The following is a 24,940-nucleotide window of genomic DNA, read 5'->3' on the forward strand; positions in this document are numbered from 1 at the left end:
AGGTTCAGTTCAAACGCTCGATCACGGTACTGATACCCTGCCCCAACCCAATACACATGGTGGCCAGACCCAGTTGGCCATCCTTTTGCTCCATGACATTCAGCAGGGTGCCGGTAATACGCGCACCGCTGCAGCCGAAGGGATGGCCCAGCGCAATGGCGCCGCCGTGCATGTTGACCTTGTCAGTCATGCTGTCGAGCAGCTTGAGGTCCTTCAATACCGGCAGCGACTGGGCTGCAAAAGCTTCGTTCAGCTCCACATAGTCGATGTCACTGATCGACATGCCCAGCTGCTTCAGCGCCTTCTTGGATGACGGTACCGGTCCGTAACCCATGATGGAAGGGTCAACACCGGCGAGGGTCATGGCCCGCACCACCGCGCGCGGCTTGATACCCAGGCTTTGCGCCTTCTGCCAGGACATGATCAGCATGGCAGAAGCGCCGTCGCTGATCTGCGAGGAGGTACCGGCGGTCACGGTACCGCCTTTCGGATCGAATACCGGCTTCAGCTCTGACAGCTTCTCGACCGTGGTATCTGCCCGAATGGTTTCATCGTGTCGTACCAGATATGGCACGCCATCGGCGTCATGGCCTTCCAGGGGCAGGATTTCCTTGCCAAAAGCACCCGACTCGGTGGCCTGATGCGCCAGTTGATGGGAGCGGCAGGCAAATTCATCCTGCTGCTGGCGCGTAATGCCATGCATCTTGCCCAGCATCTCGGCGGTCAGCCCCATCATGCCGGCGGCCTTGGCAGCCTTGCGGCTCAGCATGGGGTTGGGATCAACCCCGTGCATCATTTCCAGGTGACCCATGTGCTCCACGCCACCGATCAGGAACAGCTCACCATTGCCGGATTGAATGCCCTGAGAGGCAATGTGCAGCGCCGACATGGATGAACCACAGAGACGGGAAATGGTCTGAGCCGGCACAGTATGTGGCACCCGGGTCAGCAACTGCATCATGCGGCTGACATTCCAGCCCTGTTCCAGAGTCTGGTTCACACAGCCCCAGATGATGTCGTCGATCTCGGCCGGGTCGATATCCGGGTTGCGGTCCAGCAGGCCGTCGACCAGGGCTGCACTCAGGTTCTCCGCACGGGTGTGACGGAAGCTGCCGCCTTTCGAACGCCCCATGGGCGTGCGCAGGAAATCGACAATTACGGCGTCATTTGGTTTCAGATTCATGATTCGGTTCTCCTCAGGCTTGCGGGTAGTAGGTGTCGCCGTTCTTGGCCATCTCGCGCATGCGGTCGGTTACCTTGTACAGGTTGCCGAGGTCCGCCTGTTTGTCGGCGCGCGCGACGATTTCAGCCATACCCACATCGTCCATATACTTCAGAATGCCACCCCGGAACGGCGGGAAGCCCAGGCCGTAGATCAGGCCCATGTCCGCATCGGCGGGCGAAGCCACGATGTCCTCTTCCAGACAGCGCGCCACCTCGATGCACATCGGAATCATCATGCGGTTGATGATGTCATCCGCGTCCATCTCCTGCGGGGCTGCCGAAACACTGTTAACCAGTTCAATGGCTTCTTCATCCACCAGCTTTTTCGGCTTGCCTTTCTTGTCCAGCTCGTAGCGGTAGAAGCCCTTGCTGTTCTTCTGCCCGTAACGCTCCTTTTCGTACATCAGGTGCATGGCAGAGTGGAAATCCTGCTGCATGCGGTCCGGAAAGCCTTCGGCCATGACGCTCTGGGCATGCACGCCGGTATCGATACCGACCACGTCCAGCAGGTAGGCCGGGCCCATGGGCCAGCCGAATTTTTCCATCACCTTGTCGACCTTCTGGAAGTCGACGCCATCACGCACCAGCATGGCAAAGCCGGCAAAGTACGGGAACAGCACCCGGTTGACATAAAAACCCGGGCAGTCGTTGACCACGATGGGTGATTTGCCCAGCTTGCGAGCATAGGACACCACGGTGGCGATGGCTTCATCGGAGCTCTTCTCGCCCCGGATAACCTCGACCAGTGGCATGCGATGAACCGGATTGAAAAAGTGCATGCCGCAGAACCGGCTCGGGTCCTTGACCGCCTTGGCCAGGCTGTTGATGGAGATGGTGGAGGTATTGCTCGCAATGACAGCATGGTCGGGCAACGCAGCTTCGACTTCTTTCAGCACGGCATGCTTGACCTTGGGGTTCTCCACCACGGCTTCCACGGCGATATCCACATTGGCAAAATCGCCATAGCTGAGCACCGGACGAATGTCGTTCAGCACATTGGCCATCTTCTCGATATCGATCTTCTTGCGATCTACCTGCTTGCGCAGTAGCTTCGCCGCTTCATCCAGGCCGGCTTTGAGCCCTTCGTCATTGATGTCCTTCATGTACACCGGCGTGCCCTTGGAGGCACTCTGGTAGGCGATGCCGCCGCCCATGATACCGGCGCCGAGTACAGCGGCTTTCCTGATCTCGCGGGCCTTGTCGTCCCATTGCTTGGCAGTCTTCTTCAGCGCCTGATCGTTCAGAAACAGATTGACCAGGTTCTGTGCCACCGGTCCGCGCGCCACCGAGGCGAAGTTCTTCACCTCGACCTTGATGGCGTCATCCCGCGTCATGCCGGCGTGCTTCTGAATGGTCTTCACCGCCAGTACCGGTGAGGGGTAGTTCGGCCCGGCCTGGCTGGCCACATAGCCCTTGGCGGTTTCGAACGACATCATGCTTTCGATGTTGTTCAGTTCCAGCGCGCTGGTCTTGATGCTGCGGCGCTGTTTGTAGTCCACTTCACCCTCGGCGGCGCGGTTGACCAGATCAATGGCGGCAGACAGTACCTTGTCGTGGGCGACCACGGCGTTGACTGCACCATCCTTCAGGGCGGCATCGGGACGCTTCTCGCTGCCGGTACAGATCCACTCGATGGCATTGTCGGCGCCGATCAGCCGGGACAGACGCACGGTACCGCCAAAGCCGGGGAAGATGCCCAGCTTGACTTCGGGCAGACCCACCTTGGCTTTCTCGCTCATGACCCGGAAGTCACAGGACAGACAGAATTCGAAACCGCCGCCGAGCGCCAGGCCGTTGATGGCCACTGCAGTCGGGAATGGCAGGTCTTCCAGGGCCGAAAAGATGGCATTGGTCTTGACCAGGCCGTCGATCAGCACTTCCTCTTCGGCCTTGAACAGGGTCACGAACTCGGTGATGTCGGCCCCCACCACAAAGGTATCCTTGGCACTGGAAGCCACCAGACCACGCAGACCTTCTTCCTTCTGAATTGCCTTCAGTGCCGCATCCAGGTCTTTCAGCGTCTGCTGATTGAACTTGTTGACTGATTCTCCTTTCAGGTCCAGCACCATATGAGCGATATCATCGCTCCGGCGCTCCACCTGAATCGCTTCACCCTGAAAAATCATAAGGTTGCTCCGTTGTCGACGTTATAGGGTACGGGGCTGTTGCCCACGCCAAACGCATGATTTAAACGCTTGTTTGAATTCTGGCTACAAGATGCTCCGAGCCGGCGGGTCGGTCAATGCCTGCCGGGCAGTCCTGTCAGTATAGCGAGCAGATAAGGGTTGTCAGACCGGATTTGATGAAATTACTTCATAAAGATCCTGCAGCGTCTCGGCAAACACCCTCTGCAGCGCCTGGATCCTGTTATCCGCATCCCTTTCTTCAATGCACAGAGCCACGCCGTCGGGCAGCACCACCAGACAGTCGACCCAGTCCGGCAGCGCCTGCAGGGCCGCACTGAGCCGCTGTTGCTCGGCGCCCCGCAAGCGGAACGTCGGGTCTTTCCAGACCCAGCCATAGGGCAGGCCCATGCCACTCTCACCGGTGCTGCGCACCACGGTCAGCTCGGGCAGGCTGGGCCGGGTGCTGCCCCGTACCCGTTTCTTGTAGGCCGTCAGCAGGCGGGTCTGCCCATCGATGCGGCCGCGCTCACTGGTGTCGGGAACGGATACCGTGGTCACTGAAAAGCCGGCCTGCATGGCCTGCTGACGCATACTGGCCCGGCGCCGGTCACTCTTGCTCGGCTGCGCCCAGAGCAGCGAGCCCACAGCACTGAGTATCAATATGGCGGCAACCAGGGAGGCGGTCATGGCAGGCTCGACTCCTGGTTGCTCGGGCGTACACCCTCATAGGGTGAAATATCCGATTCCGCCATGAAAGCATGTCGGACCTTCTGCAACTGAGCTTCCAGTGAATAGGACACACTGGACGCCATGGCAAAGAAACTGAGCAGCGCTTTCAGGTTGGATTCGCCTTCACAGCCGGCGTTGACCCGCTGCCACATGGCCTGATTCACCAGTTGCAGTTCGTTGTTCAGTTCCACCAGACCGTGCAGGGTCCAGTCAGCCTGATGGTCGGCCTGATGATGGAAGTACTGCCGCAGCAGATAGGTGCCCACGCTGCGGATAATGAACTCCTCCTGCGATGCAAACGGCAGATGCGTGTAGGCCATGGGCTTGAGCTTGTTCAGAATCGGACAGGCGCAATTGGCCATCAGCAGCCCCATCAGTGAGCGCAGCCCTTCTTCCAGCCCGGTGATCTTGTGATATTGCCGTGCCGGAGACTCCACAGTGACAGTAACCCGCTGCGTCGCCGGCAGGGCACTGAAATCCTCAACCACCTGCTGAATATCCACCGCCGCCGGACAGCGGGCATCCTGGTCCTTGTCCAGCGGGCAATTGGAACACTGGTGATAGGCCAAACGGGTCCAGCGGGCAGGCTCTGCTGCGCGCGTGGTACCGGTCTCGCCCTGCCCTGTTGCAATGATGTACTCCAGGGGCTGCGCCTGGTCCGCCAGCTCAAAGCGGTATCGAATCGCCATAACTACCTCGGTTCTTGTTGTCTTTGCAGCCTCTATCCCGAAACCTGTTCCTCCAGTTCCAGCCAGCGCTCCATGGCAGCATCAAGCTGAGCCTGATATTCACTGAGCTGTTCGAGTACCGAGTGGACCTGGTCGGGATCACCCTGATAGAAGGCCGGATCCGCTACCACCTGTTCCTGCTCTGCAATCAGTTGCTCCAGCTGCTCTATGTGCGCCGGCAACTGGTCATATTCACGCTGAATCTTGTAACTCAGTTTGCCGGGGCGCTTTCCCTTTCTAGCATGGTTGGAGCCCTCAGACCGACTCTGGCGCGACCCTACAATCGTATTTTGTGTAGTTTTGTGACCCGTGACACGCTGACGCTGCAGCCATTCCTGCCACTCCCGGTAGCCACCCACCAGCGGCACCACCTCGCCACCACCCGGCAGACCCCAGACCCGTGTTGCCACATTGTCGATAAAGTAACGGTCGTGACTGATCAGAATGACGGTACCGGAAAACTCGGTAATCAGTTCTTCCAGCAGTTCGAGCGTGTCGATATCCAGATCGTTGCTCGGCTCGTCAAGCACCAGCAGGTTGGCTGGCTGACTGAACAGCCGGGCCAGCAGCAGACGATTGGCTTCGCCCCCGCTCAGCGTCTTGACCGGACTGCGCGCCTGTGCCGGGCTGAACAGAAAGCGCTCCAGCCAGCTGATGATATGCACCCGCTGGCCGTTGATATCGATGAAGTCGCGGCCCTCTGACACCGTGTCCATCACGGTACGCTCAGGGTCAAGCTGATGGCGCCCCTGATCGAAGTAGGCGACCTCCAGCCCGGTGCCCGCCCGCACCTGTCCGCTGTCGGGTTCCAACTGCCCCAGCAGCAGCCGCACCAGGGTGGTCTTGCCAACCCCGTTCGGCCCCAGCAGAGCCACGGTGTCACCACGCATCACCTCGGTACTGAAATGGCTGACAATCGGCCGCTCCGGGTAGGAGAAACTCAGATCCTTCAGTTCGAACACCAGGCGACCGCTGCGTTCGGCCTCGGCCAGGCTCATGCGGGCGGAGCCGCCGACCTCACGCCTTTCAGCCCGCTGCTGACGCAGTGCCTGCAGGCGGCGCACGCGGCCTTCATTACGTGTTCGCCGGGCCTTGATACCCTGACGAATCCAGACTTCTTCCGCTTTCAGCCTGCGATCAAACTCGGCATTCTGCTCGGCCTCGATGCGCAGCCGATCCTCCCGCGCCGCCAGAAAGGTTTCATAGGGCGCCGGATATCGATGCAGTGTGCTGCGATCCAGTTCTATGATGTGGTCGGCCACGGCATCGATAAACTGGCGATCGTGACTGATAAAAATCACCAACCCGCGAAAATCGCGCAGCCAGTTTTCCAGGCCTTCTATGCTTTTGATATCGAGATGGTTGGTCGGTTCGTCCAGCAGCAATACATTGGGGTCCAGGATCAGGGCACGCGCCACCAGCGCCTTGCGTCGCCAGCCACCGGACAGCTCCGACAGCCGCGTGTCGGCCTGCAGTTCAAACTGGGTCAGAGCCGATTCCGCCCGCTGCTCCAGATTCCAGGCCATGTGATCATCGAGCCACTGCTGCAGCCGCTCAACGGCTTTCGATTCCGGGTCCTGCCGCAGCGCGGCCTGGTAATCCAGCAGTTTGCGGCCGGCTTCACCGGCGCCGGCCATGATGAATTCGTACAGCGTTTCCCCGCTGGGCTTGGGCAGTTCCTGCGGCACATAACCGATGACGGCATCTTCAGACCAACCGACACGCCCCTGGTCCGGTGTTTCCACACCGGCCAGCAGCCGCATCAGGGTACTCTTGCCCTCCCCGTTGCGGCCGACCAGGCACAGGCGTTCATCAGTGGACTGCTGCCAGTCGACGCCTTCCAGCACCGGTGCCGACCCATAGGCATGATGCAGGGACTGTAAAGAAAGTGTCAACATGATAAGTATCAGGATTCCGAATTCATACAGCCCCATATACTAGCGCGACTATGCCTTCAGTGTCTGTGGTTCGGTCGCGAAGCCCTCTTATTTTGAACGGAAATTCTCCATGAAACGATTCCTCGGCCAGGGCGCGGCCATTCTGATCATGTTGCTGTTGACAGTGTGGATGTACTCGGGTCTCGATGCAGATCTGGCTCCCCCTGATTCCGTACAGTCCCCGGGTGATGATCAGTTGTCCCGAGTACAGGTTCGTACCTTGCTGGCCGAAGACACAGCGCGCACGCTGATCGTCAATGGCGAGACCCGCGTCAATCGCGAGGTATTGGTACGCGCTCAGGTGACCGGCACCATTGATCAGATTGCGGTCAGCCAGGGCGATCAGGTCAGCAGCGGCGACCTGCTGGCGGTCATTGATGAAGGTGACCTGCCCGATCAGTTGCTCTCGGCGCGCGCCCTGGAGCGTCAGCGTGAAGCGGAACTCGACGGCGTGCGCAGGCTCGTGGAACGCGGTCTGCAGACCACGTCGGATCGGCGGGCAGCAGAAGCTCTGTTCGAGGATGCCGTGGCCAACCGGCGCAGTCTGGAACGGCAACTGGAGCGCACTCGCATCCATGCCCCCTTCGGTGGCGTGATCGAAGAGCGCTTTGTGGAACAGGGCTCCTATGTCAGCACCGGCGGCGAAGTCGTGCGCATACTCGACTATTCACCCCTGAAGATTCGCGCGCAGGTGTCCGAAAGCAGAATCGGCAGCCTGGCGTTGGGCAATGATGCGGAAATCACTTTGGTTACCGGTGATCGATTCATGGGGCGCATCAGCCATATCGGCACCCGAGCTCGGCCCGAGACCCGCACCTTTACCGTGGATATCGAAGCTACGGAAGCCGCTCCGGCAGTGGCCGGGGTAACGGCCGAGATTCGCTTCCCACTGGCGGCAGTCCGGGCGCACTTCGTGTCCCCTGCCCTGCTCAGTCTGAACGAACAGGGGGATCTCGCGCTCAAGCATCTGACTGCCGACGACCGGGTCGTTTCCTCTGCAGTGGAACTGGTGCGATCGTCCACCGATGGCATCTGGGTCACCGGACTGCCTGACGTGGCGCGGGTGATTACCGTGGGCCAGGGCTTCGTGGCCGTTGGACAGACAGTTGACGCGGTCGAGGCCAACTGAGCATGGAAACCATCATCAATGCCGCGCTGAACCGGGTCAGAACCGTCTTTCTGCTTTTCACGCTGGTCGTGGTCGCCGGCGCCTACGCGTTCAATACCATTCCCCGGGAATCCGAGCCGGACATCACCGTCCCCTGGATTTATGTCTCGGTGGGGCTGGAAGGCATTTCACCGCAGGACGCCGACCGCATGCTGGTCAACCCGATAGCCCAGGAAATCAGGGGACTCGACGGCCTGCGCGAATACACCTCTGTGGCCACTGAAGGCCATGCCTCCATCATCATGGAATTCCGTACCGGAGTGGACATTGATCAGGCTCTGGATGATGTCAGGCGCAAGGTCGATCGGGCCAAACCCAACCTGCCCAGCGGCGCCGACGACCCGACCGTCAACGAAATCAATCTGGCGCTGTTCCCGATTCTCAATGTGAATCTGTTCGGTGAACTGGATGATCGCATCCTCTACACCATCGCCGAGCGTCTGCAGGAGGATCTGGAGGCACTGCCCGGAGTTCTGGAAGCGCCCATCATCGGCATCCGGGAGGAACTGGCCGAGATCATCGTCGATCCGGCCATGATGGCCAGCTACAACCTGTCCAATGAAGAACTGGTCGACCAGGTTCGGCGCAACAACCAACTGGTTACTGCCGGCAGCCTGGATACCGGGGCCGGTCGCTTTTCGGTCAAGGTGCCAGGGCTGATAGAGACCGAGGATGACATTCTCAATCTGCCCATTCGTTCGACGCAGGACGCCGTGGTGCGATTCCAGGACATTGCCATCGGTCAGCGCACCTATGCCGATGCCACCCAGTACTCCAGAGTCAATGGTCAGCCGGCAGTGACGCTGGAAATCACCAAGCGCGTGGGCGAAAACATCATAGACACGGTGCGGGATGTAAAAGCCGTCGTGGAAGCGCAGCAAGGCGAATGGCCGGAAGGCCTGCAGGTCAGCTTTACCGCCGATCAGTCCGTCATGGTTGAAGAGACCCTGTCCGACCTGTTCAACAGTGTTGGGCTGGCCACCCTGCTGGTGGTCATTGTCATGCTCTGGACACTGGGTATCCGCACCTCCATTCTGGTCGGCATCTCCATACCCGCCTCGTTCCTGTGCGGCATTCTGCTGCTGTCGATCATGGGCCATACCCTGAACATCATTGTGCTCTTTTCGCTGATTCTGTGTGTGGGCATTCTGGTGGACGGAGCCATTGTGGTGACCGAGTACGCCGACCGGCGGATGAGTTCAGGTGTGCCCAGGCTGAATGCCTTTCGGGAGGCGGCTACCCGGATGGCCTGGCCGGTCATATCGTCCACTCTAACCACGCTGGCCGTTTTTGCACCGCTGCTGTTCTGGCCCGGCATCGTTGGGGAATTCATGGGCTTCATGCCGGTCACCGTGATTGTGACGCTGGGCAGCGCACTGGTGGTGGCCCTGATCGTGATGCCGGCGCTGGGGTCGGTCATTGGCAAGCCTGCGGTCATTTCCCAGCGCAAGGCAAACAACCTGATTGCCGCCAACCAGGGCAATGTAGAACGGATGACCGGCGCCGCCGGGCTCTACATTCGGGCGCTCAGGCAAATGCTGCGCGTGCCTTTGCTGGTGCTGGCGAGCGTCATCTTCATCATCGCTTCGCTGGGCTATTTCTATGCCCAGTACGGTAAGGGGGTGGAATTCTTCCCCGAGATTGATTCGGACTTTGGCAGCATCGTGGTGCGCGCACGCGGTAACCTGTCACTCGATGAACGCGATGTGCTGGTACGACAGGTCGAGAATCACATCTTGCAGATGCCGGAAGTGCGTTCCGTCAACACGCGCACCTCGGCCTTTGAAATGCAGAACCAGGCAGCCGATACCATCGGTGTATTGCAGCTCGAACTGGTATCCTGGGAACACCGACCCACGGCACTTCAGGTCATGGACCAGATTGTGCGCGAGACCCGCCATATCCCGGGGATTGTGGTCGAGCGACAGGCGCTGGCGATGGGGCCGACGGCTGGGGTCGATATTCAGTTGGATCTGGTCTCCAATGACCTGGCAGCACTGACGGAAACCACCCGGGAACTGACTCGCCAACTGCAAAGTGACGGCCGCTATGTCGAGGTATCCAACAATCTGCCGCTGGAAGGGCTGGAGTGGCGGATCGACATAGACAGACAGGCAGCGAGTCGCTTTGACGCTGACCTTGCATCTGTCGGGGCGGCCATGCAGATGCTGACCACGGGCCTGACCATCGGTACCTATCGCCCGGCTGATGCCGATGAAGAACTCGATATCCGATTGCGCTACCCGTTCAGTGGTCGCGATCTGGACATGATCGACCGGCTGACCGTCACTGCCGGTGGCCAGCAGATTCCACTGTCCAACTTTATCGAACGTCGTGCGCAGAGCCCGGAGGGAGACTTGCGCCGTACCGACGGCAATCTGACCTACCGCATTGAAGCCAATGCAGCCCCCGATTATCTGGTGGCGGACCTGGTCGATGACATGAGCCGTCGGTTTGCAGAGATGCGAGCTGCAGGTGAGATTCCCGACAGCGTGGTGCCCCGCTTCCGGGGCGATCAGGAAGAACAGGATGAGGCAGCACAGTTCCTGTCCCTGGCCTTCATGGTGGCCATTTTCCTGATGTTCGTGATTCTGGTAACGCAGTTCAACAGCCTGTATCAGGCGTTGCTGATCATGAGTGCCATCGTGTTTTCTTCGGCCGGTGTGTTGCTGGGTCTGCTGCTCACCGGACAACCCTTTGGCATTGTCATGGTGGGTGTGGCCATCATTGCTCTGGCCGGTATTGTGGTGAACAACAATATCGTATTGATCGACACCTACAATGTGATACGTCGCCAGGGGGACAGCCCGACCAATGCCGCCATCAAGACCGCGGCACAGCGTCTGCGGCCGGTGCTGCTGACTTCAATAACAACCGTGCTCGGGCTGTTGCCCATGGCCCTGCAATTGAATATCGATCTGCTGGCGCGGACCATAACCGTTGGCGCTCCCGCCTCTCAGTGGTGGGCACAGCTGTCAACAGCCATCGTGGGCGGACTGACCTTTGCGACGATTCTTACTCTGGTTCTGACGCCCTGTTTACTGGTGGGCGGGGATCACATGATCGAACGCTTGCGGGCTTTCAGGTTGCGGAAACCCGTTGAGTCGAGCGCGTCACAGGACGCATGATCTCTCCCAGCATCAGGGGTGACTCTGCCAGCCCGGCCATGGCATTGACACCGAACACCGGTTTGCCGCCGATGGCATTGTGCGCCAGGATATGGCGCAGCACTGTCGGCGTGCGCTCCTCAGTGCCAGGGCGCAGGGTGACCACGGCGCAGCGTTCGCAGGGTTTGACCAGGTTCAGGCGATGCTGGTCGCTCTCCAGTGCCGCCCAGTCATGCTCGGCCCAGGGCTCGCCGCCGCTGACCACCACATTGGGTCTGAAGCGGGCCATTTCCAGTGGCACGGGTGCATTCTGATTGAGTGCCTGCAGAGACTCTTCATGGCAGACCAGAAGCGGAAACCCATCGGCAAAACCGACCTGCCCCCGAGCCCATTGCGCATTCACCGCTCGTGGCGCGTCAGTACGATAACGCACCAGTCGAACCGGCGTATCCAGATAATGACCAAGCCATTGGTTAACTGCCTGCGATGCCACTGACACCTGCACGGTATCGTGCCAGACCGTCACCTCCGTATCCTGAGTACAGTCTTCCGGGTTGACCGGGCACTGCTCTCCATCGGGAGCGGTGATACGCAACTGCTGCCCGAGCAGACTGGCGTGAAAGAGACCCAGCACAGGGGTTTTGCGCTGCGACATGAACTGCCCCTGCGCATCGACCAACATCCAGCGACGGTCGTCGACTGGACCAGATTCATCGAAACGAAGTGAAGCGACCGGGTTGCCAGCCATACCCTTGACGGGATAGGTCCACAACCCGGTAACCAGCAACTCCCTCACTGCGGGCTCCTCCGACATGGGCGAGCCAGCAGAGTATCACAAATCCGCGACGGCGCGAATGCGCTCCTGAACCAGTTTGGCCAGGTCTTCCGGATGGAATTTGGACAGGAAGGCGTCACAGCCAACCTTCTTCACCATGGCCTCGTTGAAGCTGCCGCTCAGGGAGGTATGCAGGGCAATAAAGAGATCCCGCAGTTGCGGATCCCGGCGGATTTCAGTAGTCAGCATGTAGCCGTCCATCACCGGCATTTCGGCATCGGTGACCAGCATCAGCAATTTTTCCGCTACATTCTCACCGGCATCAGCCCAGGCGCGCAGACGCTCCAGACCCTTGGCCCCATCGGTGGCCTGGTGTACCACAATGCCGATACTTTCAAAGGTTGCCTTGGCCTGGGCCAGTGCGGTCAGCGAATCATCCACCATCAGTATCTCGCGCCCTGACGCCTGCGCCAGGACCTCTTCTTCCAGCACGCCGGCCGGAATATCGGTGACCGCCGGCTGTACTTCTGACAACACCTTCTCTACATCGATAATCTCGACAATGCGGTCTTCGTCATGGGTGATGGCCGTCAGGAAATGGTGGCGCCCGGACCCGCTGGGCGGCGGTTTGATGTCTTCCCAGTTCATGTTGATGATGCGATCAACGCTGCCGACCACAAAGGCCTGCACGGCACTGTTGTATTCGGTCACAATGATGGTGGAATCAGGATTGATGTCCAGCGGGCGCAGTCCAATAGCCCGTGACAGATCATACACCGGCACCGCCATGCCACGCAGATGAACCACCCCGTGAATATTGGGGTGCTGATGCGGCATCACCGTAACCTTGGGCAGCGGGAGCACTTCCCTGACCTTGAACACATTGATGGCATAGGCCTGCTGACCTCTCAGGCTGAACAACAGCAACTCGAGCCGGTTCCTGCCGACCAGGTTGGTGCGGCTGTCAACGGAGCTGAGCAGATTGGACATGGGTTTGACTCCCCTAAAGACAACCGCAGTATCGGTCTACTGGCACTACAATACCGCACAGCGCTTCCATTCGCAGCACTACCGTCGACGATCAGTCGCCAACTTGAACTGTCAGGGCAGCGTGTACCGCCTACTCCTGCAGCAGTCGGGCCACGGCAGACGAATCAAAGGGCCAGTCCAGCGTGATCCCTGTCGGCCCATGCCGCAGGACCGGTATTCGGGTACCGTACAGGGTCAGCAGGCTTTCATCCTCGGCAATATCAATCAGCTCAACCTGACACTGACTGGCAGCCACGAATGGCAGCAGAACAGCCTCAGCCTGTTCGCAGAGATGACAGTGCGACGTCCCATATAAGGTGAGCTCGATGGGCAAGCCTGGTTACTCCAGCCAGGTGATCAAGGCCGCCATTATAGCGACCTCGGCAGCCGGGGTCAGCCATCCAGTCTGCCCAATAGGACTTCAGCAAAATTCTGCTGTTCCGGCTTCTGCTTGGGATGCGCATTCAGCGCTTCTATCAGCGACTTGCTGTTCCAGTGATCGCCCTGGTTGCGCTGCAGGTCGCTCAGAGCCTGACCATACTGGCGGATCGGCATCATCCAGTCTTCGGCCCGGCCACCCGTCATTTCATCACCCATGGCAGCCATGCTGCTGTACTGCGCCACAGCCATGGTTTTCTGGGTCATGTTGAGGCTCATGGAGACCAGCGCATCGCCCTCCAGATCCAGCCGCTGAGCCTTGTCAAAGGCGGCTTCATACTGCCCGCTGTAGAACTTGTCGGCGATCTGGCCGACCTCTTCCAGCAGTGACTCGATAGCCGCCATTTCTTCATCGCTGAGGTCACCTTCAACCATCAGCGAAAACTGTTCGCCCTGCCTGTCCTGCCAGGTCGCTGCCAACTCGCGTGCATTTTCGCCCTGAGACTGAATCAGCTCCAGTGACTGGGACTGCGACCGGGCGGCGCTGATGGTAACAACGTCACCTTCGGCGGTCGTTACCGAGAACGAAAAACTGTCCTGCCGGCTGCTGGCCCCGGCGAAACGTGCCGACTCGACACCCTGGGCGGCCTGAGTGCTGACCAGGTCGGCCAGGCCCTGCGCGAAATCATCCAGCCGCGTATTGATGCCGGCACGGGCGTCGTCAATCACCGCGCCCAGTTCATCCGACATCAGACCCAGGCCCTTGATAATGTCCTGCGCATCACTGAAACCCTTGTCGATGCCCTTTTGCGCGGCCTCTTTCATGGACGCCAGTTCTTCTTGCGAGGCACCCTGTGCCGCCGCCCGCTCGAGCGCCCGCTCGATCACGCTGCTGACATTGTCCACCACTGCCTGTGGGTCAAAGTTCTTCAGCACCTGATCGGGCGAGTCATAGCGCGACTGAATGCCATTGCCCAGCGTAACCTTGTCTGCAGACTCTGCAGTGTTCCTGTTCTGACCGGGTGCCGCTTCCCGCCCTGAACCTGCTCTGTCAGCACCATTACCGGTTCCGGGTCCGGAAGCGGGGGGCAGTGGCGCCTGCGCCGCATTAGGAATTCCAATCATTGTCCGACTCCGCTATCGATCTCTTCGCTTGTCTTTAACGGCAGCGAAACAACAGACTTGACCCCGGCGGATGTAAAAAAATGTAGCGTCCTGACCGCCTGTCCTGCCAATCGCAAAACATCGGGACAACCCGGAAAAAAATTCATAACTGTGTGTAGTCAGACCATATTAGCTGCTATGATGCGCGCTTTCTTTACACATTCATCGGATAACCAGAGAGAGCCATGGCCCGACTTGATTCCCTGGTGATATTTACCACTGTCGTCAAAGCCAACAACTTCACCAATGCCGCTCATTCCCTGGGCCTGACGCCATCCGCTGTCAGCAAGCAGATCAGTCTGCTTGAAGACCGTCTGGGGGTCAGGCTGCTCAACCGGACAACCCGCAGTGTCAGTCCGACGGAAGCAGGCCAGCTGTTCTTCAATCGGTGCAACCGGATTCTGGAGGATCTGGAAGAAGCCGAGCATATGGTCAAGGATCTGGACACCAGCCCCAAGGGGACGCTGAAGATCACCGCGACCCCAACCTTCGGGCGGGCCATGCTGATGAAGATATTCAGTGAATTCCTGCACGAGTATCCGGATGTCAATTTTGATCTGGTGCTGGCTGACAAGAGCCTGGACCTGGTGCGTGAAGGCATTGATCTGTCCATTCACCTCGGATCATTGCAGGACAGCCGGCTGGTCGCGCGCCCGGTGGCCAAGCAGAACGTGATCATGTGCGCCACCCGACGTTATATCGAACTGCATGGCAGGCCCGATTCACTGCAGGATCTCAACAACCATCACATGCTGATGGTGTCAGGCATCGACTATGCCGAGCCACGCTGGATCAAGCGCTTCATCAAGGAAGCCAACCTGCAGGACAAGGAGCGGCGCTTTACCGTCAACGACCTCGACACCATGTGTGAGGCCTGTCTGCACGACATGGGCGTGGCTGCCCTGCCCACCTACATGATTCAGCAGGAACTGGATCAGGGCAGCCTGGAACACGTACTGCCCGAGGTGGTATTCCCCAAGCGCACCATCCACATCGTTTATCCGGAAAACCGGTATCTGTCAGCCAAGAGCCGAGCCTTCATCGACTTCATGGCAGATTACTTCGAGAAAAACGCACTACGCTGACGTCTCCGCGTCAGCCCATAAAAAAACCGCCGCAGGGGGAATCCCGACGGCGGTTTTTTTGTCTGGCTGTCAGTTGCCGATGGGCCATCAACGGCGCAGGAAGGTGTGCACGCGCTCGTCACGAATCAGACGATCCACGCTGCTGTTCAGCACTTCTTCCAGAAACTCGCGGTTGTTGTCAGCTGTAGGCCGGGTAACGCGGGTCTGGTTCTGGGCTGAACGATAGCTGCGTTCAAGGTACCCGCGCGCGTCTTCGAGGCGCAGATCCAGTTCGGAAACCACCCGCACCTCGGAGCTCACGGTGCCGGTCTCGCGCTCATAACGCAGCGTGTTCAGATTGACACGCATGGTGAAATCGGCATTGGATGATGACACCGTGTAACCGGCATTTTCCAGCTTGGTGGTCAGCAATGCTCTCAGGTCGGCGGCAATGTCATTGCTTGCCGTCAGTTTGGCCGACTCATCATAGGTACCACCCAGGGTGCCCAGATCGGTGGACGAGCGCCGATCGTTCACGGACAGATTAACGACCATGCCGCTGCGATCTGCAGACGGAAACTCTTCGCCGGAGGATGGTTCAATAGCCACTTCCTGCGGGGACACCGCACAGGCTGCCAAAAACAGTGTGGCGCCCAGCGCGGATAGAATTCGGGTCAATTTCATACAAGACTCTCCTGATTGCTCACGCGTCCTTACCGACGCAAAAATACCCATTGGCCCCCTTCCTGCGAGGACTCCGGGCTGTAAGTGTAGTCTTCAAGATTGAAGTTTTTCAAATCTTCCGGATCGGAAATCCGGTGTCTGGCCATATACTGTACCATCAATCCGCGTGCTTTCTTGGCATAGAAGCTGATGACCTTGTATTTTCCGTTCTTCCAGTCCTTGAATACCGGCGTAATTACCTGAATGCCATCCAGATGTGGTTCGATACTGCGAAAATATTCGTTTGATGCGAGATTGATCAGGACCGGCTCCTTGTGCTCTGCCAGCGTGGCCCGAACATGTTCGGCCAGACGCCGGCCCCAGAACTGATACAGATCCGAGCCTTGTTCGGTTGGCACCTTCTTGCCCATTTCCAGACGATACGGCAGAATCTGATCCTGTGGCCGCAGAATGCCGTACAACCCTGACAGTATACGCAGGTGCTGCTGCAGATAGCTGATGGCCTTCTGGTCCAGTTCGTAGGCGTTCAGGCCGGCATAGACATCACCCTTGAAGGCGAACATGGCGGCCCGAGCCTCTCCTGTGGGAAACGGCCACTGCCATGCACTGAAACGCTCCGCGTTCTGTTCGGCCAACTTGTCCGAGATGCCCATCAGGGATTTCAGATCAGCCGGCGAGTATTGCCGCATGACATCGACAAGCTCTGCTGAAGCCTGCGGAAACAGCGGGTCTGTTGGCTCATGGGGCGGTGTCGGCGTCTTGTAGTCCAGCGTTTTGGCTGGTGAAATCACAGCGAGCATGTTATCTCCGGTTCAAGGCAATCGTCTCAGGCGTTAATATCGGGGATGATGTACGCAGTCGCAAGGGGTCTGAGCACTATGACACACTTAGTTCATCGCTATTTCGTTCCGGACAGCCTCCGGAACTACAACCATCTGGTCATTGCCGGGTCGCAGGCAGCCAGCATTGACCCGTTCAACTGGGCACTGGCGCTGCAACAGGCTCGTTCTATGGGCGTGGAGATCACCGAGATCTGGCTGACCCATGGCCACGGCGATCACATCGCCGGTGTGCCCGAGCAATTTGATGGCCCGGTGCGCGGCCACCCGGACATTGGCAGTCGCTGCCAACTGACGCATCAACTGGAGGGTGACAGCCGGTTCGAGTTCAACGGCTATCCGGTGCAAGTCATCGCCACGCCCGGTCACACCTTCGACCATGTCTGCTTCTTTCTGCCTGCCATTCCGGCCCTGGTGGCCGGCGACACCCTGTTCAATGCCGGTGTCGGCAACACCCGCAGCGGTGACACCGATACACTCTATGCAAGTATCGAGCGACTGAAGGCTCTGCCGGCCGCAACCCGGCTGTACAATGGCCATGACTACATGCCCACCAATGTGCAGTTCACCGAATCCATAGTGGGCCCAACCGAAGTCACCCGCCGCTGGCAGGAGGCCTGTGCCAGTACCGATGAGCACTCCCGACCAGTGACCACGCTGGGCGATGAGCAGGCACTCAACCTGTTTCTGCAACCCGAATCCGGCCAACTCAAGGCTGCCCTGGACCTGCCCGCTGACAGTTCCCCGCAAATGGTATTCCGGAGTCTGCGTCAACGGCGCGACCAGTGGTAAAGGCTACCCCTCCCCAAAGACAGCCGGCCTCCACCCCCGGGGATGGATTCCGGCCTCCACCCGTGGTGCGGCCAGCCCGGCTGTATTAAAGTTGCATAAAGACTACCCGATAAGACAGACAACAACCTGCGTTTATGGTGGCGCTCTCAGGGAAGAACCAGATCAACGATCAGACTACAGCCGGACCTGCCGCCATAACCAATTACACACAATATGACAAGGTAGTTCGTCCATGAGAATGACCGTAGTGCGCCGCACGGCTCTGGGGTTCATCCTGATCCTGGCCCTGATGACCGTCATAGCAGGTGCCGCCCTGCAGACGCAGCGTGCCACGGACCAGGGCATGAATGAAATGACAGATCGGGTTCTGCCCCTGTTGCAGACCAGTTACAACCTGTTGATCACGGCTCAGAACATCAACAAGGCCATCTCCCAGCACGCTGCCGAAACCGGCTCGGAAGCGCTGACCACCTACGAACAGGAGTTCGAGCAGGAGGTGGCTCAGTACGACAACCTCTATACCGGGGTCGACTCCCAACTGAACACCCTGCCCGGCATGCGGGAGGCTCTGGTCAGCGCTGACGAGTATGTGCGCGCCATGGTGACCGATGGCGAAGAGCAACTGACGACTCATCGTGCCGCCCTTGACGCCCGCTCCACCTATCAGGAAGAGGTGCAGACTGAAGCCTCGCGCTGGCTGCGCTTTCCCAACGACATGCAGATTGTCGATCGCGTGATCGAGGTGCTGGGTCAGCAGCAGGACCCGCAGGCCAGCCTGATCGCCGGCGATACCGGCTATGTACGGGAAAAAATCGACCTGGTGCGCACTGATCTGTCGCGTGCCGCTCTGATCATGGATGTGGAGGAACTGGAAAACATCCGCCGTCGCCTGCAGCAGGAAGTGGCCAACAGTCAGATCCGCATCGACCGGCTGGAGGAAAACAACGACATCATCTTCCAGCGCCTGTCGCCCTATGTCGAGGTACTGGACCGTGCAGTCAATGACGATGCCGGTACTCTGGCTCTGCAACTTGAACTGCTGCGCCTGGAAACCCGCAGTCGCAACCTGCTGAACCGGATTGCCAGCGATATCAATGACGGCGTCGCCGGCCTGCAGGCGCTGACTGCCAGCATCGCCAGCCAGTCGGACCGCCTGCAATCGGATATCCAGCAGCGCAGCCAGACTGCCAGCCTGACCATTGCCGGTGTGTACGTGGTGTCACTGGTGCTGGCCATACTGACCATTGCCGGCCTGATTCGCAGTATCCGCAAGCCACTGCAGAGCATCGTTACCACTCTGGAAAACATCGCCGAGGGTGACCTGACACAGGCCATCACTCTGCGGGGTCGAGACGAGTTTTCCGATATTGCAGGTGGCATCAATACGCTCCGACAACGCCTGCGCGATATCCTGCACAACATCGCCACCACCTCGTCCCGGGTGTCTGCAGTGACCGAACAGGTCAGCGCTACCACCGAAGGCAACCGGGAGCGTCTGCGCAGTCAGAAGGAGCAGACCGACACTGTGGCCACAGCGGTGACCGAAATGGAATCGGCGGCGTCAGAGGTAGCCACCAGCGCCGCCAATACGCTGGCTGAAGTGGAAAAAGTGCACACAGAAGCCCTTGACGGGCAGCGCAACATGCGCCTGAGCGTAGACGCCATCCAGTCACTGGAAAATGATCTGGAACGGGCCAGCCAGGTTATCAATGACCTCAATACCGAGTCCGAAAACATCGGCAGCATTCTCAATGTCATCAAGGGCATTGCCGAGCAAACCAACCTGCTGGCGCTGAACGCAGCCATCGAGGCGGCCCGGGCCGGTGAACAGGGGCGCGGCTTTGCCGTTGTAGCCGACGAGGTGCGAGACCTGGCCAGCAAGACCCAGAGCTCGACGGAAGAGATTTACGGCATGATTGAGGCTCTGCAGGGGCGTTCACAGGAAGCCGTGCAGATCATGGAAACCAACCGCCAGCAATCCCGCACCGTGGTCAGTCAGACGGAAGAGACCAGCCAGTCCATAGAAGCCATCCTGTCGGCACTGGGGCGCATCAATGACATGACCAGCCAGATCGCCACCGCCGCAGCAGAGCAGCAGACGGTAGCCGAAGATGTGTCCAGCAACACCGTGCTGATCGCTGACATGTCGGACGAAGTGGTGGTCAATGCGGCCCGCAATTCCGAGGCCTTCCGGACACTGGCCGAGCTGACGCGGGAGCAGGAGGCCCTGCTCGGGCGCTTTCGCTTTGCCGATGCCGAGCTCGGCACCGGCGAATCCGCCCCGGACCTGGATGCCGAGGTTTCAGCAACCGGGGAAAGGGACCCTCACCAGCAGTGATGACCCCGGCCAGCGCCCCGATAGTGGACGCCGGCCGGTACCCTGTTTCAGGGGCAGGGATTGGGCTGCGACAGATGTATCCGTTCGATCTCGGCCCGCACCTCATCGCTGAGGCGCAGGTCGGCTGACCCGATGTTGTCCTGCAGCTGTTCCACACTGGTGGCGCCGATGATATTGGTGGTCACGAAGGGCTGATCGTTGACAAAGGCCAGGGCCATCTGTGCCGGGTCCAGACCATGCTGCCGCGCCAGATCCACATACTGCCGGCTGGCGTTCTCGGCGACCTCCGAGGTATAGCGGCTGAAGCGGTCAAACAACGTCAGACGCGCACCGTCAGGCTTCCTGCCGCCCAGGTACTTGCCGCTCAGCACGCCGAAGGCCAGCGGCGAATAGGCCAGCAGACCCACCTGTTCCCGCATGGCCATCTCGGCCAGGCCCACTTCAAAGGTTCGGTTCAGCAGGTTGTAGGGGTTCTGAATCGATACGATGCGCTGCCCCTGTCCGGCTTCACTCAGGCGCAGGTACTCGTGCACACCCCAGGGCGTTTCGTTGGACAGGCCGATATGGCGCACCTTGCCGCTGCGCACCAACTGGTCCAGAGCCATCAGGGTTTCTTCAATCTCGATGGCATCTTCATCGGTCTGGTGCTGATAGCCCAGTTGACCGAAAAAGTTCGTCTTCCGCTCCGGCCAGTGGATCTGGTACAGATCCACATAGTCCGTCTGCAGGCGGCGCAGGCTGTCGTCCAGTGCCTGTTGCAACTGGGTGGCATTGAGTCTGGGGCCATCACGCAGATAGGGGAAGTTGTCCGAGCGCCCGGTCACCTTGGTGGCCAGGACCACCTTGTCACGCTGTCCGCGCCGGTGCAACCAGCTGCCCAGGTAACGTTCCGTGGCGCCCTGCGTTTCCGCCCGGGGCGGCACCGGGTACATCTCGGCTGCATCAATGAAGTTGACGCCCCGGTCGAGCGCATAGTCCAGTTGCTGATGTGCTTCAGCCTCGGTGTTCTGCTCACCCCAGGTCATGGTGCCCAGGCAGATTTTGGACACCCTGATGTCGGTATTGCCCAGCGTCCGATATTCCATGCCTACTCCGTTCGTTGGTAAAGGTGCTACTATAAAGCAGCCCGAAATTTGTTTACAGGATTCCGCTTACGCATGTCGAGAAAGAAGAAGACCCGCAGTCTCAAGGACAAACTCACGGTCAAGACCGGCTCCAGGAAAAACTTTCTGAAGCCGGGACAGAAGGGTCAGATACCTTCCAAGAACAAGCTGGCCAAGCACACTCAGCGCCAGAAATCAGCTTATGAGAAATTCCTGGAGCAGCAGGCCCAGCAGGAGAATACGGACGACATCGAGAATGGATCCGCAATCGATCCTGGCGATGAGACCGATCATGAGCAATGAGTCTGACCATTCCGACCCCGAGCTGGCGTCATTATTTTGCCCTGAACCCGGATTCTGACCGGCGCTATCCCCTGCCCGACATCCTGCGCGGTGTGGCCATCGTGCTGATGATGCTGTTCCATGGCTGGTATGACCTGTCGGTGTTCGGTTTCGTCAGCATGGATTTTCAGGACCCGCTGGTCCGTGGCGTGCGCGGCATCATTGTCGGCCTGTTCTGTACCATGGCCGGCGCCAGTCTCTACTGGACACATGCCCGTGATTTCCGCTGGCACGCCCTGCTGCGACGGCAGGGCCAGTTGATACTGGCTGCCCTGCTGCTGTCACTGTTCAGTCTGCTCGCCTACCCGGAGGCCTGGATCTACTTCGGCATCCTGCATTTCTTTGTGGTGGCTCTGCTGATCTCGCTGCCGCTGGTGCGCTGGCCCTTGCTGGCCGGGGTGCTGGGTGCCGCACTGGTGCTCGCCGAGCGTCTGGGTCTGCCCGGCAGCGACCCTTGGCTGCACGACCATCTGCAACCCATACTGGGCCTGCCTGACGGCAGCATTGACCGCATGTATCTGCTGCCCTGGCTGGGCGTGGTCTGGATCGGCATCTGGCTGGCTCGGTTGCCACTGCTGCACAAGCCCATTGCTCCGGCTCTGCACCGCCAAACCCGCTGGCTCCGCTGGATGGGCCAGCGACCGCTCAGCCTCTACCTGATCCACCAGCCCATTCTGTTCGGGCTGGCCGCCCTGCTCTGGCTGTTGACCCGGTAAACCTTGCTCAGTCGCCCTGAAGGGTCTTGGAGACAATTTCGTAGACGCCATCCGACAGGCCATCCGGAGCCAGAATACGCTCCAGTTCCGCCTGCATGGCCGCCTGCACCGCCGGCACATAGCGCCGCCACTGGGTGAACGGCGTGCACAGCCGGGCCGCAATCTGCGGGTTCATGCCATCCAGTTTCAGTATGGCATCGGCAAGAAAGCGATAACCACTGCCATCTGCGGCATGAAAACCTCGCGGATTGCGCATGACAAAGGCACCGATCACGCTGCGTACCCGGTTGGGGTTATCCCAACTGAATGCTTCGTGCTGCATCAGTTGGTTGACCCCAGCCACAGTCATGCCCGGTCTCTGGGCACAGATACCCAGCCATTGTTCCACCACCTGGGCATCACTCTTCCAGCGCTGCCAGAACTGCTCCATGGCCGTATCCCATTCGGTATTGGCCACCTGTGACCAGAGCCGCAGGGCGCCCTGCTGCTCGGTCATGTTGTCGGCCCGCTCGAACAGCTCCCGGGCTGCCTGCCAGCCCGAATCATCGGCCAGCACTGTAGCGGCCAGCGCGCACAGATGCAGGGCGCGGCGTCCCGCCTGGCGGTGCTCGAAACGGTAGGGTTCATCGGCGCGCGTGGCGCTCAGCACCTGCTGCCATTCGGCAGCCAGTTCACAGGCCAGCCAGGTACGCAGTTCGGTGTGTACCTGATCCAGTTGCAGCGGGTCCACCGGGCTGTATTGCTCGGCAATATAGGCCTGCGCCGGCAATTGCAGAATACGGGCCTTGACGGCCGGATCCAGCAGGCCGTCTGCCAGCACGGCACTGGTCGCAGACAGCAATGTCTGGCGCAGTTCGTCGGCCTCGCCTGCAGCCTGCTGCACCAGTGCCACCAGCGTGCGGGTGGCCAGGGTCTGCATGGCGCTCCAGCGGTTGAAGCTGTTGTCATCGGCAATGACCAGCAGCTTCAGATCCTCACCGCTGTACGGGTAGTCGCAGACCACCGGCGCCGAAAAATCACGCAGCAGTGAAGGCACGGCCGGTTCGGTGACGTCGGACAGCACCAGACTGTCTTCTTCCGCGCGCAGGCTGAACACCTGGTTGGCAGCATCGAAGCCCGAGTGCTCGGTGGTGAAGCTCAGCGGCAGCCGGCTCTGTCGGCCCAGCAAGCCCAGTTTGACGGGTATATGGAAGGGCGCCTTGTCCGGCTGACCGGGAGTGGCCGGACAGGACTGGGCAAAGTGCAGCGTCAGCGTCTGCGCCGCGACATCATACTCGCTGGTCACATCCACCCGGGGCGTACCGGCCTGTTCATACCAGCGCCGGAATTGGGTCAGATCAATGCCGGACACCTCCGCCATGCAGGCCACAAAGTCCTCCACCGTGACCGCCTGCCCGTCGAAACGCTCGAAATACAGATCGGAACCACGGCGGAAGGCTTCCGCCCCCAGCAAGGTGTGCAGCATGCGCACCACTTCGGCCCCTTTCTCGTACACGGTCAGGGTGTAGAAGTTGTTGATCTCGATATAGCTGTCCGGCCGTATCGGGTGCGCCATGGGGCCGGCATCCTCGGCGAACTGCTGGGTTCGCAGCAGGGTGACATCGTCCATTCGCTTGACTGCCCGCGCATGCATGTCGGCGGTAAACTCACTGTCACGGAAAACGGTAAAGCCTTCCTTCAGGCTGAGCTGAAACCAGTCGCGGCAGGTCACCCGGTTACCACTCCAGTTGTGGAAGTACTCGTGGGCCACAATGGCCTCGATAAGTTCAAAACCACCGTCGGTGGTGCTGCTTTCATCCGCCAGCACACAGGCCGAGTTGAAGATGTTGAGACCCTTGTTCTCCATGGCGCCCATGTTGAAGTGATCCACCGCGACAATCATGAACAGGTCCAGATCGTATTCGCGACCATACACCTGCTCATCCCAGCGCATGGCCCGCTTCAGCGCTTCCAGCGCAAAGCGCGTCTTGTGCCGGTTGTGCGGCTCGGTATAGAGCTTGAGATCCACAGACTTGCCGGAGGCCGTGGTAAAGCTGTCCTCGGTGCAGTCCAGAACGCCGGCGACCAGCGCAAACAGATAGCTCGGCTTGGGGAAGGGATCATGCCATTCGGCAAAATGCCGGTTGTTTTCCAGCGGCCCCATGCCGACCGGGTTGCCGTTGGACAGCAGGCAGTCGTACTCGGACGGGGCCTCGACGCGGGTGGTGAAGACCGACAGCACATCCGGCCGATCCGGATAGGGCGTGATCTGCCGAAACCCCTCCGCCTCGCACTGGGTGCAGTACATGCCACCGGATCGATACAGGCCTTCCAGGCGGGTGTTCTGATCCGGCAGCAGGCGCACCCGCGAGCGCACTTCGAAGTGGCTGGCACTGATGGCAGGCAGGATAAGGCTCTCCCCTTCCCGCACCGGGTCGGCCACCGCCGCACCATCGACTTCGATATGCTCCAGGGTCACTTCATCTCCGGCGTTCAGGATCAGGGCGCCGTGTTTGTCCAGCGCCGGGTTCGGGCGCATGACCAGGCGTGCTTCAACCAGTGCATGATCATCGAATATCTGTACACAGAGATGAGTTTCATCGACCAGGTAGGCTGGCGGTGCATAGTCCTGCAAGCGGATGGGTTGATGCATGTCTTCGCTGCGCATGGTGTAACACCTGTTCCTGCATGATGGATGGAATACTGCTTGGATGGCCT

The 24,940-nt window shown here is 59.6% G+C and carries 20 protein-coding genes; 7 read left to right on the plus strand and 13 right to left on the minus strand.

Annotated elements, in window-relative coordinates; genetic code table 11:
- Nucleotides 1-4: 4 nt before the first annotated feature.
- The 5 genes from fadA to E4656_RS04680 form a co-directional block, all read right to left on the minus strand.
- Nucleotides 5-1,183: an acetyl-CoA C-acyltransferase FadA gene (gene fadA / locus E4656_RS04660; protein ID WP_135481592.1), complete on the minus strand. Its 1,179-nt coding sequence runs from the start codon at nt 1,181-1,183 to the stop codon at nt 5-7.
- Between the two features lie 13 nt (nt 1,184-1,196).
- On the minus strand, nt 1,197-3,350 hold the full coding sequence (fadB, locus tag E4656_RS04665; RefSeq protein WP_135481594.1) for a fatty acid oxidation complex subunit alpha FadB: 2,154 nt from the start codon (nt 3,348-3,350) through the stop codon (nt 1,197-1,199).
- A gap of 162 nt (nt 3,351-3,512) precedes the next feature.
- The gene (locus E4656_RS04670; RefSeq protein ID WP_135481596.1) at nt 3,513-4,037 is read right to left on the minus strand and encodes a hypothetical protein; all 525 of its coding nucleotides are present in this window, start codon (nt 4,035-4,037) and stop codon (nt 3,513-3,515) included.
- On the minus strand, nt 4,034-4,768 hold the full coding sequence (locus E4656_RS04675; protein ID WP_205849092.1) for a DUF6901 family protein: 735 nt from the start codon (nt 4,766-4,768) through the stop codon (nt 4,034-4,036). The genes E4656_RS04670 and E4656_RS04675 overlap by 4 nt, the downstream gene beginning before the upstream one ends.
- A 32-nt stretch (nt 4,769-4,800) precedes the next feature.
- Nucleotides 4,801-6,705, minus strand: a complete 1,905-nt coding sequence (locus E4656_RS04680) for an ATP-binding cassette domain-containing protein (protein ID WP_135481597.1) — start codon at nt 6,703-6,705, stop codon at nt 4,801-4,803.
- Nucleotides 6,706-6,814: 109 nt separating this feature from the next.
- Here E4656_RS04680 and E4656_RS04685 point away from each other — a divergent pair, with 109 nt between their 5' ends.
- Nucleotides 6,815-7,873 carry an efflux RND transporter periplasmic adaptor subunit gene (locus E4656_RS04685; RefSeq protein WP_135481599.1) on the plus strand — a complete coding sequence of 353 codons (1,059 nt, stop codon included), beginning with the start codon at nt 6,815-6,817 and terminating at the stop codon, nt 7,871-7,873.
- A gap of 2 nt (nt 7,874-7,875) precedes the next feature.
- Nucleotides 7,876-11,040, plus strand: a complete 3,165-nt coding sequence (locus tag E4656_RS04690) for an efflux RND transporter permease subunit (protein WP_167855934.1) — start codon at nt 7,876-7,878, stop codon at nt 11,038-11,040.
- On the opposite strand, the gene E4656_RS04695 is transcribed toward E4656_RS04690, so the two are convergent.
- From E4656_RS04695 to E4656_RS04710, 4 genes are all read right to left on the minus strand, one after another.
- Entirely contained in the window at nt 10,994-11,815 is an 822-nt protein-coding gene (locus tag E4656_RS04695) for an MOSC domain-containing protein (protein ID WP_167855935.1), read from the minus strand. The two genes, E4656_RS04690 and E4656_RS04695, sit on opposite strands and share 47 nt — an antisense overlap.
- Nucleotides 11,816-11,851: 36 nt before the next feature.
- Nucleotides 11,852-12,784: a chemotaxis protein gene (locus E4656_RS04700; protein ID WP_135481603.1), complete on the minus strand. Its 933-nt coding sequence runs from the start codon at nt 12,782-12,784 to the stop codon at nt 11,852-11,854.
- 130 nt (nt 12,785-12,914) lie between these two features.
- Nucleotides 12,915-13,157, minus strand: a complete 243-nt coding sequence (locus tag E4656_RS04705) for a glutaredoxin family protein (RefSeq protein ID WP_135481604.1) — start codon at nt 13,155-13,157, stop codon at nt 12,915-12,917.
- A gap of 59 nt (nt 13,158-13,216) precedes the next feature.
- Nucleotides 13,217-14,326 (minus strand): DUF5610 domain-containing protein, encoded by a 1,110-nt coding sequence (locus E4656_RS04710; protein ID WP_135481606.1) that lies wholly within the window; start codon nt 14,324-14,326, stop codon nt 13,217-13,219.
- A gap of 224 nt (nt 14,327-14,550) precedes the next feature.
- Between E4656_RS04710 and E4656_RS04715 the strand changes: the two genes are divergently transcribed.
- On the plus strand, nt 14,551-15,450 hold the full coding sequence (locus E4656_RS04715; RefSeq protein ID WP_135481608.1) for a LysR family transcriptional regulator: 900 nt from the start codon (nt 14,551-14,553) through the stop codon (nt 15,448-15,450).
- An 87-nt stretch (nt 15,451-15,537) separates the two neighbouring features.
- Here the strand turns inward: E4656_RS04715 and E4656_RS04720 are convergent, their stop codons facing one another.
- Together E4656_RS04720 and yaaA are read right to left on the minus strand one after the other, a co-directional pair.
- The gene (locus tag E4656_RS04720; protein ID WP_167855936.1) at nt 15,538-16,113 is read right to left on the minus strand and encodes a YajG family lipoprotein; all 576 of its coding nucleotides are present in this window, start codon (nt 16,111-16,113) and stop codon (nt 15,538-15,540) included.
- 29 nt (nt 16,114-16,142) lie between these two features.
- The gene (gene yaaA / locus E4656_RS04725) at nt 16,143-16,913 is read right to left on the minus strand and encodes a peroxide stress protein YaaA (protein WP_135481612.1); all 771 of its coding nucleotides are present in this window, start codon (nt 16,911-16,913) and stop codon (nt 16,143-16,145) included.
- A gap of 78 nt (nt 16,914-16,991) precedes the next feature.
- On the opposite strand from yaaA, the gene E4656_RS04730 reads away from it, so the two are divergent.
- Together E4656_RS04730 and E4656_RS04735 are read left to right on the plus strand one after the other, a co-directional pair.
- Nucleotides 16,992-17,744 (plus strand): hydroxyacylglutathione hydrolase family protein, encoded by a 753-nt coding sequence (locus tag E4656_RS04730; RefSeq protein WP_167855937.1) that lies wholly within the window; start codon nt 16,992-16,994, stop codon nt 17,742-17,744.
- Nucleotides 17,745-17,976: 232 nt separating this feature from the next.
- Nucleotides 17,977-20,082, plus strand: a complete 2,106-nt coding sequence (locus E4656_RS04735) for a methyl-accepting chemotaxis protein (RefSeq protein WP_135481616.1) — start codon at nt 17,977-17,979, stop codon at nt 20,080-20,082.
- A gap of 47 nt (nt 20,083-20,129) precedes the next feature.
- Here the strand turns inward: E4656_RS04735 and E4656_RS04740 are convergent, their stop codons facing one another.
- Nucleotides 20,130-21,167: an NADP(H)-dependent aldo-keto reductase gene (locus tag E4656_RS04740; RefSeq protein WP_135481618.1), complete on the minus strand. Its 1,038-nt coding sequence runs from the start codon at nt 21,165-21,167 to the stop codon at nt 20,130-20,132.
- A 72-nt stretch (nt 21,168-21,239) separates the two neighbouring features.
- On the opposite strand from E4656_RS04740, the gene E4656_RS04745 reads away from it, so the two are divergent.
- A complete protein-coding gene (locus E4656_RS04745) occupies nt 21,240-21,488 on the plus strand; it encodes a hypothetical protein (protein ID WP_205849093.1) in 249 nt (82 codons plus the stop codon).
- Nucleotides 21,485-22,243 (plus strand): heparan-alpha-glucosaminide N-acetyltransferase, encoded by a 759-nt coding sequence (locus E4656_RS04750; RefSeq protein ID WP_135481620.1) that lies wholly within the window; start codon nt 21,485-21,487, stop codon nt 22,241-22,243. The genes E4656_RS04745 and E4656_RS04750 overlap by 4 nt, the downstream gene beginning before the upstream one ends.
- Before the next feature lie 7 nt (nt 22,244-22,250).
- Here the strand turns inward: E4656_RS04750 and pepN are convergent, their stop codons facing one another.
- Nucleotides 22,251-24,890 (minus strand): aminopeptidase N, encoded by a 2,640-nt coding sequence (pepN, locus tag E4656_RS04755; protein WP_135481621.1) that lies wholly within the window; start codon nt 24,888-24,890, stop codon nt 22,251-22,253.
- Nucleotides 24,891-24,940 lie beyond the last annotated feature (50 nt).

Origin of the sequence: Natronospirillum operosum (assembly GCF_004768465.1) — a bacterium.
Taxonomy (GTDB): Bacteria; Pseudomonadota; Gammaproteobacteria; order Pseudomonadales; family Natronospirillaceae; genus Natronospirillum; species Natronospirillum operosum.

What these genes read in the sequence shown, in the direction of transcription:
- E4656_RS04685 (WP_135481599.1), top strand. Translation starts at nt 6,815, where the DNA reads ATGAAACGATTCCTCGGCCAGGGCGCGGCCATTCTGATCATGTTGCTG.
- E4656_RS04715 (WP_135481608.1), top strand. Translation starts at nt 14,551, where the DNA reads ATGGCCCGACTTGATTCCCTGGTGATATTTACCACTGTCGTCAAAGCC.
- E4656_RS04735 (WP_135481616.1), top strand. Translation starts at nt 17,977, where the DNA reads ATGAGAATGACCGTAGTGCGCCGCACGGCTCTGGGGTTCATCCTGATC.
- E4656_RS04750 (WP_135481620.1), top strand. Translation starts at nt 21,485, where the DNA reads ATGAGTCTGACCATTCCGACCCCGAGCTGGCGTCATTATTTTGCCCTG.
- E4656_RS04745 (WP_205849093.1), top strand. Translation starts at nt 21,240, where the DNA reads ATGTCGAGAAAGAAGAAGACCCGCAGTCTCAAGGACAAACTCACGGTC.
- yaaA (WP_135481612.1), bottom strand. Translation starts at nt 16,913, where the DNA reads ATGCTCGCTGTGATTTCACCAGCCAAAACGCTGGACTACAAGACGCCG.
- E4656_RS04680 (WP_135481597.1), bottom strand. Translation starts at nt 6,705, where the DNA reads ATGTTGACACTTTCTTTACAGTCCCTGCATCATGCCTATGGGTCGGCA.
- E4656_RS04700 (WP_135481603.1), bottom strand. Translation starts at nt 12,784, where the DNA reads ATGTCCAATCTGCTCAGCTCCGTTGACAGCCGCACCAACCTGGTCGGC.
- E4656_RS04670 (WP_135481596.1), bottom strand. Translation starts at nt 4,037, where the DNA reads ATGACCGCCTCCCTGGTTGCCGCCATATTGATACTCAGTGCTGTGGGC.
- E4656_RS04740 (WP_135481618.1), bottom strand. Translation starts at nt 21,167, where the DNA reads ATGGAATATCGGACGCTGGGCAATACCGACATCAGGGTGTCCAAAATC.
- E4656_RS04690 (WP_167855934.1), top strand. Translation starts at nt 7,876, where the DNA reads ATGGAAACCATCATCAATGCCGCGCTGAACCGGGTCAGAACCGTCTTT.
- pepN (WP_135481621.1), bottom strand. Translation starts at nt 24,890, where the DNA reads ATGCGCAGCGAAGACATGCATCAACCCATCCGCTTGCAGGACTATGCA.
- fadA (WP_135481592.1), bottom strand. Translation starts at nt 1,183, where the DNA reads ATGAATCTGAAACCAAATGACGCCGTAATTGTCGATTTCCTGCGCACG.
- E4656_RS04720 (WP_167855936.1), bottom strand. Translation starts at nt 16,113, where the DNA reads ATGAAATTGACCCGAATTCTATCCGCGCTGGGCGCCACACTGTTTTTG.
- E4656_RS04730 (WP_167855937.1), top strand. Translation starts at nt 16,992, where the DNA reads ATGACACACTTAGTTCATCGCTATTTCGTTCCGGACAGCCTCCGGAAC.
- E4656_RS04710 (WP_135481606.1), bottom strand. Translation starts at nt 14,326, where the DNA reads ATGATTGGAATTCCTAATGCGGCGCAGGCGCCACTGCCCCCCGCTTCC.
- fadB (WP_135481594.1), bottom strand. Translation starts at nt 3,350, where the DNA reads ATGATTTTTCAGGGTGAAGCGATTCAGGTGGAGCGCCGGAGCGATGAT.
- E4656_RS04675 (WP_205849092.1), bottom strand. Translation starts at nt 4,768, where the DNA reads ATGGCGATTCGATACCGCTTTGAGCTGGCGGACCAGGCGCAGCCCCTG.